Genomic DNA, 13,301 nt, shown 5'->3' with positions numbered 1-13,301 from the left:
AGTCACTACGCCTTGCTACGATATCGATTATACTTTAATAAGCAAGCTTATTAGTATAAATCGCAACGATGTATTAATCTATTTTTAAGTGACTATGTAATAAGTTTTAAATATTATTTTGTAGTATAATGATAGCAATTAAAGACACAAAAATGATTGGAGAATAATGAAGAATGAACTTGCCTTAAGTGGTGAAAAAATTAAAGAGATGATATATCCAGACATATTTGAAAATATAGGCATGATTCGTGGAGAGTATCCAATCAGAGAGTGTGGTAAAAACATACTCACCGAAGATTGTCAGGATTTTTTGAAAAAATATTTGAAGAATGTTTGTAAAATATATCAAGGACAGGAAGTATGGTATCGCTTTTCTGAATTGACTGTTTCAGAGGCAAATTCTTTGATGGGAACAAAAGAAATCTTACCCGACAATCATCCATTATTTGGAATCAGAGGTTTAAGACGTTCTCTTCAATATCTTGATGAATTTGAAGCAGAAATAAAAGTTATTAATGATATACATAGTGAATATGACAATCTAGCAGTCTTTTTTCCTTTTGTAAACGATGGAAAACAGTTAAGAAAAGCTATCGATATCCTGCGCAAAAGTGGCTATAGTGGTAAAGTGGGGACAATGATTGAGCTTCCGTCTGCATATTTTGATTTGGATAATATTTTACAGACTGGTATCAAGAAAATTGTTATTGGTATGAATGATTTGACTTCCTTTGTTTATGCGGCAGTGCGAGATAGTCAGTGGCATGAGATGAATAGTGAAATTATGATGAATATTATTGAGGATGTTGTAGAAAGAGCTAGGAAGTATGAGGTAGATGTTGCAGTAGCAGGTTACCTTGATGAAAATATTATTAATAACCTTAAAGAAAAAGGAATAAAAGCAATTGTTCACTATAGTCTCATTCCTCAAATATATGGTCGAGATATTGAATTTCCAAATTACTTAGCAGAGGTGAAAAAGTTTACTAAAGAAAATATAAGAAATTTAGGTAAAAAAGATGATTGAGAATTTAGTGAAGGTAAGAGATAGACTATTGACAGATATAGAAAAATATTTTGATTCTTGCAAAGATGTAGAGATGATTTTTATAGGTGGTTCAATTGCAAAAGGGAATCCAGATGAGTTTTCTGACATAGATTTTCGTATTGTTGTTTCAAAGCAACTTGAAAAATCAAAAATATTAGTTGAATTCTTAGACTACTTTCAAGATAAAATAGCTTTCGTCGAAACACTTGCTGATAATTATGCAGTTGTTCACTTTAAGTCTTTTATAAAATTAGATATTTTTGTTTATTATAAATCTGATTTAAGCCCAACACCTTGGACAAAAGACATTTTAATTCTTATAGATAAAGATGATTTTTTGAAAAATTTAAGAGAAGAATCAAAGATTATAGAGACAATTTTTACATCTGAAGAACTTACTTTCATTCTTAATAAATATGTTGCATATATGCATGAACTTTATCGAAGAACCATACGAAAAGAGTATAATTACGCTGAATACTGTACACTAATGATGAAAAACTCCTTGGTTTCGCTATGGCTAATCGAAAAGGGTGAAATTGCTAATTCATTTGGAGATTGGAGTAAGTATGAAGGGAATCGTAGTAAACTAGATTCTTACCAAAAGAGATTTCTTAAAAAATACACTCCAGTTGAATTTGGCGAAATAGGCGATTTTGCAAAGAATATAAACGATGAAATTTTAAAAGCAACTAAACACATTGTCGAAATTGATAAACTAGGTATTGAGTATAATAAGTATGAAAAGCTTATTAATTATTTAAATTGGAATGATATGAATTGAAATGAAAAAAATTATAAAAATAAAAATTGAAGATTATTTAATGAATGAATATAATTGTTCTCAAGAACAACTTAGTGGAGATAATCTTTTTTTCACAATAAAAACAGATGTCGAGAATTCGTTTGTAAAGATATTTGCTTATAATAATAGTTTAGGTGTTTGTTCTTCAGAAGTATTGTCTCCTAAGTTAAATGAAATCTTAGAAGGTAAGTCAAGAGATGAAATATTTGAATTGCCTCTTGTTTACGGTCAAACAATTCATTATGTTCCTTCTGATTGCTTCAATGATAGTCAAATTAAGACAGATCTAGGCATGAAATTTAACTACCAATTTTTCATTGGTAAAGAAATTCAACTATTACAAGCAATTTCTGGATTTGATAACTCTCTTTCTTTTGACTCTAAAGGTGATACTGATACTAAAGCAGTTTATATAATCAAAGATAAGGGTGAAGTAGTCGCAGTTGCTGGTGCAGCGGAAACCTGTATCGATGGATTTTGGGAAGTGGGAATTGATGTGTTGGAGAAATATAGAAAATTCCATTTAGGTACAGAACTAGTTTCAAGATTAACTCAAGAACTCTTAAAACGGAGAATTGTTCCTTTTTATTCGGCTTCTGTGACAAATATTGCCTCACAAAGATTAGCTATTAGAGCTGGATATGTACCAGTATGGGTTGATACGTATTCAAACATTTTTGATGAAAATTATATTTATACGGATATGTTGAAGAATTCATTGTAGAAATATTAATAAAATTAAGGAGTAACATATGCCATATTTTCTAACAAGTAGTCCACTGCATCCTGATAGAGATGAATTAAATCCTGCTAATAATTTTGTGACCAATCTTAAGAAATATTTGAATGGTGAAATTGCGGGTCTTTTCATTTGTTCAGACCCAGATTCTTATGAGATGACTGATAAGTATTCTGCATCTATGAAAGATTCATTTGTGAATTCAGGTTTTTCTTTTGTAAGTTTCCATACTCTTGATAATCGTAATAAGACTCAAGCAAAATATTTGGTCGCAAATGCTGATTTGATTATTCTTGCAGGAGGATATCCTCCATTACAAAATTCATTTTTTAATGATATTGACCTTAAAAATTTACTATCAAATCAAGATAAGGTGATTGTAGGTTTTAGTGCTGGTTCTATGAATAGCGCAGAAGTCGTTTACGCTCAACCTGAGTTTGAAGGCGAAGCTACTTCAAAAGATTATCAGAGATTTTATCTAGGTCTTGCTCTTACTAAAGTGATGATTTTGCCACATTATCAGGATGTCAAAGATGAAGTTCTTGATGGGAAGAAGTTATTTGAGGATATAACCTATCCAGATAGTTTTGGTCGTAAGTTTTATGCTTTTAATGACGGAACTTACCTCTTGGGTGATAGTAAGTCAGAAAAAATATATGGTCAGTCTTATCTAATTAGTGAGGGTGTAATAAGTCAGCTATCAAGTGATGATGAAATTTATCAGTTATCTTGAGTATAAAATATTCTATTTTTTCCTCCTAAGTGCTAAAATAAAAGAATGACAAACTCACCGATTGAAAAATATCTAGAAGATATTTATAAACGTTTTATTAAGAATAATGATGGACAGCTTGCAGACTATATTCCAGAGCTTGCAACTGTTGACCCAGATAGATTTGGACTTGTTTTGGCTACGGCAGATGGACAGGTATATAAGTATGGGGATACTTCTGACGAATTTACCATTCAGTCTATTTCTAAGCCCTTTACTTATGGTCTTGCTATATCAGATAATGGCTTTGACTATGTTGATAGAAAGATTGACGTAGAGGCTTCAGGAGACGCCTATAACGAGATTTCTTTGGATGCTGACACTCATAGACCAAAGAATGCCATGATAAATGCTGGTGCTATTACAAGTACTTCTCTGATTAGAGCTGCTTCAAGTGAAGAAAGATATGAAAGAATAAGAGATTTCTTTTCTAAATTTGCCGCACGCGATTTATCACTTGACCAAGCAGTTTATAATTCTGAGCTTGAGACTGGTCACAGAAACCGTGCCATTGCTTGGATGCTGAAGAACTTTGATATTATCGAGGGGAATCCGGAGGAAGTAATTAGAAGCTATTTTGAACAGTGCTCGACTTTAGTTTCAACAGAGGACTTAGCCATTATGGGGGCAACTCTTGCAAACAATGGGGTCAATCCTATCAGCGGAGAAGAAATTCTTGATTCAAGCATTGTTGAAAGAATCCTTTCTGTCATGATGACGGCTGGAATGTACGATGGCGCTGGCGACTGGATGACGTCAGTTGGGATCCCTGCAAAATCAGGTGTTGGAGGAGGGATTTTGGGAGTGCTTCCAGGTCAGCTTGCTATTGCCGTTTTCTCACCATTGCTCGACCGTCACGGGAGTTCTGCGCGTGGAGTGGCCGCTTTTGAGACAATAAGTAGCGACTTAAATCTGCACATTATGAATGTCAATAAGAGTGCATCTTCTGTGATTAAGTCAATTTATACTATTGATGAACGTCCATCAATTTTGAGAAGAACTACCGATGAGGAAGAAGTTCTAGATAAATATGGTTATAAGGCAAAAGTCATTGAAGCAGAAGGAGATATTTTATTTTCTGGTGCTGAAACTCTAATAAGAGAGTCAATGAAGGATGCTGATGACATTGATATCTTTATCTATGACAATACTTTGGTAAAGAGTATTACTGATGGCAATGAAGAAGACATCGTAAGAAAAATGATGTACGAGGTTGGAGAAGAAAAACTTGCTCAAGGGAAAAGAGTTGTTATTGTAGACTCTAGTGGAAGATATCTGGATAACAATACAAACGAGGATATTAAGGTATTTAAAAGTACGGAATCAGCTCTTCAATGGGCGGAAGAAAAGATATTAAAAAAATATTCCAATCCTGATGTAAATACTTCATCATCAATAGTACCTATAAATGACTTTGAATTTTTTTCAAATTTTGATGAGAAACAAATTAAGGATTTTGTAGATTTGCTCAAACCTTTATCATATAAAAATGGTGATAAGATTGCCTCAGTTGGTGATGAAAATAAAGGAATTTATTTTATTACCAAAGGTAAGGTTACGGCAAGTAAAAAAGAAGGAAATAATTCCCAAAATTATCGTCGAATTACTATTTTGATTGCTGGAATGACTTTCGGAGAAATAGCTCTTGCTAGTGGTGACAAGGCAAAATTTGATATTTGGTGCCAAGCTGATACAGAGCTTCTCTATCTTTCAAAGGACGCCATCAATAAAATGACAAAAGAAAATCCATCCCTTGCGGCTGCTATGTGGAAGGCAATCGCTTTAGATGGATATAGTCTCTTTGATAGAACATTAAGGCAGTTATCATCACGAGTAGAACAAGAAGAAATATAAATTAATCCAGTCTGACGATTGTCAGACTTTTTTTGACCTCTTAATCAATAATTTATACCTCTTACCCAAAAGTTATAGTTTTGGATAATATTTAATGATAATATTACCTTAAAGGAGAGGGATATATGAAAGTAAATCTTTATATAGACGAGAATGAAAAAGATTCAAGAATTGATATTTATTCTGATGCTATGAATGAAGAGATAGAAGAAATTTTAAAGTTACAAAATTTAATTACTAATAAAAATATAGTTGCATATTCTGATGATAAAATTTTTATCTTCGAACCCGAAGAAATTATAAGAATCTACTCAGAAAGCAGAAAAGTATTGGTTGAGACCTTAGATAGTAAAATTTATAAGCTTAAGATACCCTTGTATGAAGTGGAAGAAGTGTTTCAAGAAGAGTTTATTAGGATAAGTAAGAGTGAATTAGTAAATTTTTTTCAACTTCAGCAATTGGAACAAGCATTTAATGGACAAATAAAACTTACCCTCAAAAATGGACAAACAGCTTATGTTTCAAGAAGATTTGTTAAAGAATTGAAAAGGAGGTTGGGAATATGAAGATATTTAAAAATATTTTAAAAGGTGCAAGTTTTGGAATTACAATTGGATTTTTAATTTCACTAATAGTCTCCTCATTTTATGAAGGTGGTATCTACTATCCATCAAGCCCTCAATTTGTTAGTACATTTTCAAGAGAAGTTGATGCTATCTGGTATTCAATTGTTATTTGGACGTTAATTGGATTATTATTCACATGGGCAGGTTTAATTTTTACAATTGAAGATTGGTCTTTATTGAAAAAAACATTTATTCATTTTATAGTGACCCTTGTAATTTTTTCATTGATTTTTAAATTTACGGGTTGGACTGATTTATCGATAAAAAGTTATATGATTTGTGTATCTATTTTTTGTTTAGCATATATTATCATATGGACGTTAACATATAAAACAACGGATAAGGAACTTGAGATGATTAATAATAAATTAACTTCTAAAAAAATTGATAAAGATTATACTGAAAGATTACGTAAAAGGAGAGCACATCAAAAAAGGTATTCAATCAGATTTGGACAAGATATTAATTGGGATGAATTTTTAAATAATGATTTCGTTAAAACAAATATTGATTTTATTAGCTTATCAAAAAGTAAAAAAAGCATGCAAGTTTGGTGCTCTTACACATCTGTGCAAATTTGTGAAGAACTATCTAAAATTACCTTTGTTCCTAAAGATAAAATAACTGTAACGGATTTAAGTGTATTTGATAACCTTTCTTTTGTAAGATTATAAATCTAGTGAAAAAATGTATATTCATAATTAAAACGCCAGAATTTTATCTGACGTTTTTCTTTATTCAAAATCATCTTTTTCAAAAGCAACCGAAGGATAATGACCAATTTTTGAAAGATCAGTATCATAAGGTACACCATAAATCATTAGGAAATCATCTTTTTTAAGATTTGCTTCGTAGAAGTCCCATATTAGTTCTTTATCTTCAGAGACAAACAAAACTTCAGCAACTCCAAGATTATTTTCCATTCTTCCACGAATGATAACCTTTAAAGGATAGTCATTATTTAGACCGTCTAATGCCATTTTATTCAAAGATTAAAAGCTCCTTGCTTGTTTTAGTAAATGGTATTCCCCCAGTATCAGTCATATGCATACAGTCTTCAATACGTACGCCAACTTTTCCTGGAATGTAGATACCTGGTTCGATTGAGAAACACATACCTTTTTCCATAACCACATCATCAACACCACCAAGTGATGGGAATTCGTGGCAATCCATACCAATACCATGACCGGTACGGTGAGTGAAGTATTCGCCATATCCAGCTTTAGTAATCACATCACGCGCAACCTTGTCAATTTCATTAGCTGTAACGCCTGGTTTTGCAAAGTCCATAGCAGCTAATTGAGCTTCAAGAACAATATTATAGATTTCAGTATCAAATTCGCGTGGTTTTCCAATTGAAATAGTACGAGTAGCATCACTTGCGTAACCATTTTTCATAACACCAAGGTCAAATAGAAGGAATCTGTTACGTTCAATAACATTTTTTCCTGGCATACCGTGTGGATTTGCAGCATTATCGCCAGTTAAAACCATTGTGTCAAATGACATTTTTGAAATACCTAGACGTTTCATCTCATATTCGATTTTAGCAATAACATCCATTTCAGTTGCACCTGGATTTTCAGCAGCATATTTAAAACCAATTTCAAAGGCTTTATCTGCATAATCACCAGCAACCATCATTTTTTCGATTTCATCTTCAGATTTAATAATACGAAGTCTTTGAATTAATGGACTAATGTTAACAAATTCATTGCCGAAAACAGATTGAAGACCTTGAGATTTCTTAAGATTGATATCTTCGTATTCAACAGCAATTTTTTTAACATCTAAATTGCCAACAAGAGTTTTGATAACTTCCCAAGGATTTTCATTGTCAGTATAACCATATACATCAAAATCAACTGTGTTACTAGCAGGTTCAACCTCAAGAGCAGGAGTAAATAAGATAGGGTCACGGTCGGTGAAAATCATAAGCCCCATAATTCTTTCATGCGGATCAGACTCAAAACCGGTAAGATAGTTAATAGTAGTTGGATTAGTTAAAAATGTCATATCGCTATCGTTAGCTTCAAGAAATTTTTGAATTTCTGTAAATTTATTAGTCATTATTACAAATTTCTCCTTCATATAATATAGAAATAATTATACCACTAAAAAAAAGTTTTGTAATTTATGACTGGTATATTTTGCTTCTCACTGAAAATTTAAGATGAAAATTTATAAATTAATTAACCAAATATTTACAATTGAGGCTTTTAAAAAGCAATTTCAATAGAGAATGATTGAAAATGAAGTTTAATATTTCACAAAAAAATATTGGTATATTTTTTCTGAAAACAAACAATATATACTTGTAAATGCTTACATATACTGGTATACTGAATCTGAAATATCGTTTTCACAAAGTTTTCAGTAAACGATTACAGTACGAATAAATTATTAAGGAGATGTAAAGAAAAATGGAAGAAACAGCAATTACCATTTATGATGTAGCTCGAGAAGCGAATGTTTCAATGGCTACAGTTAGCCGTGTGGTTAACGGAAATCCAAATGTACGTGAAGCAACCAGAGCAAAGGTTCTTGAAGTAATTGATAGATTAGATTATCGACCAAATGCTGTAGCACGTGGGCTTGCAAGTAAGAAAACAACTACTATTGGGGTTGTAATACCTGATATTTCAGATACTTATTTTGCAACATTGGCGCGTGGTATTGACGATATTGCAACTATGTATAAATACAATGCGATTATTGCTAACTCAGATAGCGATGATAAAAAAGAAGTTCATGTAGTAAATAACTTATTAGCAAAACAGGTTGATGGAGTTATTTTTATGGGAAATCGTATCACTGATAGTGTTCGTGCAGAATTTTCACGCAGTAGAACACCAGTTGTACTTGCAGGAACAGTTGATGGTGATGAACAATTTGCTTCAGTTAATATTGATTATGTTTCAGCAAGTCGTGAAGCAGTTAATCAATTAGCTAAATCTAATAAAAAAGTTGCCTTTTTATCAGGACCATTAGTGGATGAAATTAATGGACAACGTTTGGCGGGATATAAAGAAGCACTTAAAGAAAATAAATTAAAATATACTGAAGCCTTGATTTTTGAAAGTAAATATAGCTATGAAGATGGTATTGCTATTGCTGAGAGAATTAAAAATAGTGGTGCAACTGCAGCATATGTTGCGAATGATGAGCTTGCTGTTGGCCTACTAAATGGCCTTTTAGATCTTGGCCTTGAGATTCCAGAAGACTTTGAAATTATTACAAGTAATAATTCACCTGTTACTAACTATACGCGTCCATCTATTTCAAGTATTGAACAACCTTTATATGATATTGGTGCAGTTGCAATGCGTCTTTTAACAAAACTTATGGGGAAAGAAGAAATTGAAGAAAAGACGGTTATCCTTCCTCACGGTATAGTAGAAAAAAATACAACTAAATAAAAAAAAGAAAGAAGATAAAATTTTTATCAATTGGTAAGATCAGTGTTAATATTATGGGAAATCCTTTTTGTAATTGGATTAATTCTTACATTATTGTTAATCACAGTTGTTGATGTTATCTTGAAAAAAGAGAAAGGTCTTGTAAATTACTGCAAGACTTTTTTACAGGATTCAATATTTACAGTCGTGACATCACTTGGAATATTAAGGTTTTATTTGAAAAAAAAAAATATATTAGTCTGGAGTGAATATTTTAGAAAATATTTTTTCCTTAAGTTTTTAATTTTCCTTCTAGGTATAGGGATAATTTTTGTATTCGCTAAATATATTTTAAGGAAACTTGGCATTGTTCAGGAAAACGAAAAAAAGAGAGGAATCTTAGGATACTTATCTCTTATCATCTCAACCATACTATTTGCTGGAGGCATAGCCTTAGCAATAGGGAGTAAATGGTTTATTTCATTCTTTGGTAAATTGACTCCTGAACAATTCATTTTTAATTTCAATTCACCAATAGGTGGCGGTGAAGATGGTGTAATGCTTGAAATCTATTCAACTCCTGTCCTTGCTACTGTTGCACTTACAGTTCTTTTTATTACTATATTTTGGCCTAATATTAAGATAGGACTTGGTAAAAAGACGTTAATTTCAGCAAGATTTTATAGACTAATCGCCCTATTGATTGGGATTATATCATTTGTATATGGAGCAAATTACAGTATTAAAGAACTAGATTTGAAGAAAGTTTATCAGGCATATTACAGTGACTCGTCCTACATAAAAGATAACTATGTAGCACCGAAAGAAACAGAATTAAAATTCCCACAACAAAAAAGAAATTTGATTCATTTCTATTTGGAATCATATGAGAACTCATTTTTTGATAAAGAAAATGGGGGATACGGTTATGAAGGACATAATCTAATGCCTGAACTTATGGAACTTTCTAAAGAAGGCATACATTTTTCACAAAATGAAACATTCGGTGGTCCAAATCAGACTTATGGATCAAGCTGGTCTGTAGCTTCTATGGTTAATATGAGTACTGGACTTCCACTTAAGATACCAATGGGTGGCAATTCTTATGGTAAAACAGGTTATTTCTTACCAGGAGCTACTGCTATTGGAGATATCCTACAAAAAGAAGGATACGAGCAGACAGTTATGTTTGGCGCAGATGCCAATTTTGGTGGATTAACATCATTTTTTACAAATCATGGCGATTATAATATTTTTGATTTAGAATATGCTCGTAATAGTGGTTTAATTCCTAAAGATTATAAAGTTTGGTGGGGATTTGAAGATAAAAAGTTATATCAATATGCTAAGGATGAAATGACTCGTTTATATGAAACAGGTAAACCATTCAATTTAACATTGGAGAATGCGGATACACATTTTCCAGATGGTTATTTAGAACCGGGCACACCAACACCTTATAAATCACAATATGCGAACGTCTTTTTACAATCTCAAAAAGATGTTGTTGAATTAGTTCGTTGGATTCAAAAACAACAATTTTATGAAAACACTACTATTGTTTTAACTGGGGATCATTTAAGTATGGATAAAAATTATTTTAAAGATTTTGATCCAAGCTATAGAAGATCAACATTTAATTTAATCTTAAATGGAGACTTTTCTAACAAAGAAATGATCCAAATGTATAATAGAGAGTACGCGCCATTTGACTATTTTCCAACAGTATTAGCAGCTATGGGCGTTGAGATAGAGGGTAATAGGTTAGGGTTAGGAACAAATCTTGCTTCTGATGTAAAAACTCTTGTTGAACGGGATGGTATTGATACAGTAAATCAACTATTAGGAGAAAATAGCGACTTTTACAATAGGGCTTTTATAAACGAAAGTAAAGAAAATACTGCTGGTGTGAAAGTTTCAGAGCGTAAAATTAATAATTGATAGTTTTATTATTTAAAGAGAGGAATAAATTTCCTTCTCTTTTTTATTACAGTATATTTTCAGATTTTTTTAAGGACTAACAAATAGAATGATAAAAAAATATGTTAGAATGGAGATATGAAAATGTTTAAAATATTATTAGTAGAAGACGATTTAAGCCTCTCAAATTCAGTATTTGATTACTTAGATAGTTTCATTGACGTTACACAAGTATTCGACGGAGAAGAAGGGCTATATGAAGCTGAATCTGGTATTTATGATTTAATTTTATTAGACCTTATGTTACCTGAGAAGAGCGGATTTGATGTTTTAAAAGAATTAAGAGGGAAAGGAATTGATACACCAGTACTTATCATGACTGCTAAGGAAAGCCTTGATGATAAGATGCATGGTTTTGAGATAGGAGCAGATGATTATCTTACAAAACCATTTTATTTAGAAGAACTTAAGGCTAGAATTCAAGCATTATTAAAACGTGCAGGGAAACTAGAAGATACTAATTTATCCTATGGTGAACTTTCTGTTAATCCGGCTAACAATACAGTAAAATTAGGAGGAAATTCGGTAGAAATTTTAGGTAAGGAATTTGATCTTTTAGTTTATTTACTTCAAAATCAAAATGTTATTTTACCAAAGGAACAAATCTTTGACCGAATTTGGGGCTTTGATAGCGATACAACGGTAACTGTGGTAGAAGTTTACATTAGTAAATTACGAAAAAAATTGAAGGATAGTGAATTCGCTAAGAATTTAAATACCTTGAGAAATGTTGGATACATTTTAAGATAATATGAAGAAAATCGATTTTAGATCATTTCTACATTTTTTCATTGCTTTTACAGTTATTTTTGTTTTACTTACTGTAATAATATTACAGGTACTATCTTCAGGTTTATATAAATCAACTGATGAGAATATACAAAAACTTGCTTCTGATCCTTTAAAATTAGCATCAATAGCTTTAAGTGGCAGCAATGATGGGATATTTAATGGTACAAATAATGGAATCCATTCTTCCAGTGTTGAAGACTCAAGCGATTACTTAAAAACTGCAGGGGATTTTGGACCAAATGTGACTATTGTTGTTTATGATGCAAAAGGGAATATATTAAACCCATCAAAACTTGATATTTCAGATAACCTTATTTTGAATTCTGTTAAATTTGATAGCTCTACACTAAATTCTATAAAAAGTGTTTCAGTAACAAATCCATATGGTCAAGATATGCAATTTAGGACAGAAACCATTGAGTCTAAGTTTAAACCCTCTTTAACATATATTGCTTATATCCAAATACTAGTAAATACTAACCAATTATCTGAAAGTTTAAGCAGAAGTAGAGTAATAATAATTTCAGTTATGATTGTTTTCTGGTTTGTTTCTCTTGGGGTTTCAATTTATCTTTCACAATGGAGCAATAGAGTGCTTTATAAAGCATATGAAAAACAAAAAAGTTTCGTTGAAAATGCCAGCCATGAATTACGAACACCTTTAGCCATTTTACAGAACAGATTAGAATTGCTTTTTCAACATCCTAATGCTTCAATCATCGATGAATCAGAAAATATTTCTGAAAGTTTAAATGAAGTACGAAACATGAGGATTTTAACAAGTAATCTTCTTAATCTCGCAAAACGTGATGAAGGCTTAAAAGTTAAATTGACTTATGTTGATAAAAGCTTTTTTGAAACTATTTTTGAAAATTATCAGATGTTGGCAGAAAATAGAGGCAAAACGTTTACTAGTTCTGTAGAACTTAATGACAATAAAATTGAAATTGATGAGAGCTTAATTAAACAGGTTTTAACGATTTTATTTGATAATGCTATTAAGTATACAGGTGATGATGGAGAGATACATATAGATATAAAAGAAAAAAATGGAAATTTAATTATGAGGGTTTTTGATAATGGTGAAGGTATTACACCAGATGATCGAGAAAAAATCTTTGACCGTTTTTATCGTGTTGATAAGGCGAGAACAAGAGCAAAAGGTGGATTCGGTCTAGGACTCTCGTTAGCAAAACAAATAATTGACCACTTACATGGAAAAATACAAGTTTCTAGTAATACCCCAAAGGGATCAATATTTACAGTTAGATTAAAGGTATAGTA

The 13,301-nt window shown here is 31.5% G+C and carries 13 protein-coding genes; 11 read left to right on the top strand and 2 right to left on the bottom strand.

What is annotated here, in order from left to right; genetic code table 11:
• Positions 1-166: 166 nt before the first annotated feature.
• From BG261_RS04480 to BG261_RS04450, 7 genes are all read left to right on the top strand, one after another.
• Complete coding sequence (locus BG261_RS04480; protein WP_070791964.1) at positions 167-1,027, top strand: putative PEP-binding protein; 861 nt, start codon at positions 167-169, stop codon at positions 1,025-1,027.
• Positions 1,020-1,832 (top strand): nucleotidyltransferase domain-containing protein, encoded by an 813-nt coding sequence (locus BG261_RS04475; RefSeq protein ID WP_083318271.1) that lies wholly within the window; start codon positions 1,020-1,022, stop codon positions 1,830-1,832. The genes BG261_RS04480 and BG261_RS04475 overlap by 8 nt, the downstream gene beginning before the upstream one ends.
• Positions 1,833-1,872: 40 nt before the next feature.
• Entirely contained in the window at positions 1,873-2,577 is a 705-nt protein-coding gene (locus BG261_RS04470) for a GNAT family N-acetyltransferase (protein ID WP_206598616.1), read from the top strand.
• A gap of 28 nt (positions 2,578-2,605) precedes the next feature.
• A complete protein-coding gene (locus BG261_RS04465; RefSeq protein WP_070791962.1) occupies positions 2,606-3,325 on the top strand; it encodes a Type 1 glutamine amidotransferase-like domain-containing protein in 720 nt (239 codons plus the stop codon).
• A 45-nt stretch (positions 3,326-3,370) separates the two neighbouring features.
• A complete protein-coding gene (gene glsA / locus BG261_RS04460) occupies positions 3,371-5,218 on the top strand; it encodes a glutaminase A (protein WP_070791961.1) in 1,848 nt (615 codons plus the stop codon).
• Between the two features lie 125 nt (positions 5,219-5,343).
• Positions 5,344-5,784, top strand: a complete 441-nt coding sequence (locus BG261_RS04455) for a LytTR family DNA-binding domain-containing protein (protein ID WP_070791960.1) — start codon at positions 5,344-5,346, stop codon at positions 5,782-5,784.
• Entirely contained in the window at positions 5,781-6,518 is a 738-nt protein-coding gene (locus BG261_RS04450) for a DUF3021 domain-containing protein (RefSeq protein ID WP_070791959.1), read from the top strand. Before BG261_RS04455 ends, BG261_RS04450 begins: the two co-directional genes overlap by 4 nt.
• Positions 6,519-6,578: 60 nt before the next feature.
• On the opposite strand, the gene BG261_RS04445 is transcribed toward BG261_RS04450, so the two are convergent.
• Both BG261_RS04445 and BG261_RS04440 read right to left on the bottom strand, forming a co-directional pair.
• Positions 6,579-6,833, bottom strand: a complete 255-nt coding sequence (locus BG261_RS04445) for a phosphoribosylaminoimidazole carboxylase (protein WP_414653943.1) — start codon at positions 6,831-6,833, stop codon at positions 6,579-6,581.
• Positions 6,826-7,917 (bottom strand): M24 family metallopeptidase, encoded by a 1,092-nt coding sequence (locus tag BG261_RS04440; protein ID WP_070791958.1) that lies wholly within the window; start codon positions 7,915-7,917, stop codon positions 6,826-6,828. Before BG261_RS04440 ends, BG261_RS04445 begins: the two co-directional genes overlap by 8 nt.
• A 353-nt stretch (positions 7,918-8,270) precedes the next feature.
• Between BG261_RS04440 and ccpA the strand changes: the two genes are divergently transcribed.
• From ccpA to BG261_RS04420, 4 genes are all read left to right on the top strand, one after another.
• Positions 8,271-9,266: a catabolite control protein A gene (ccpA, locus tag BG261_RS04435; protein WP_070791957.1), complete on the top strand. Its 996-nt coding sequence runs from the start codon at positions 8,271-8,273 to the stop codon at positions 9,264-9,266.
• Between the two features lie 42 nt (positions 9,267-9,308).
• Positions 9,309-11,186: an LTA synthase family protein gene (locus tag BG261_RS04430; protein ID WP_233278899.1), complete on the top strand. Its 1,878-nt coding sequence runs from the start codon at positions 9,309-9,311 to the stop codon at positions 11,184-11,186.
• A gap of 123 nt (positions 11,187-11,309) precedes the next feature.
• Complete coding sequence (locus BG261_RS04425) at positions 11,310-11,975, top strand: response regulator transcription factor (protein WP_070791956.1); 666 nt, start codon at positions 11,310-11,312, stop codon at positions 11,973-11,975.
• A gap of 1 nt (position 11,976) precedes the next feature.
• Complete coding sequence (locus tag BG261_RS04420) at positions 11,977-13,299, top strand: sensor histidine kinase (protein ID WP_070791955.1); 1,323 nt, start codon at positions 11,977-11,979, stop codon at positions 13,297-13,299.
• Positions 13,300-13,301: the final 2 nt, after the last annotated feature.

The organism is Floricoccus tropicus, from assembly GCF_001832905.1.
Classification (GTDB): domain Bacteria; phylum Bacillota; class Bacilli; order Lactobacillales; family Streptococcaceae; genus Floricoccus; species Floricoccus tropicus.
This window is presented reverse-complemented; position numbering and strand designations above follow the sequence as displayed.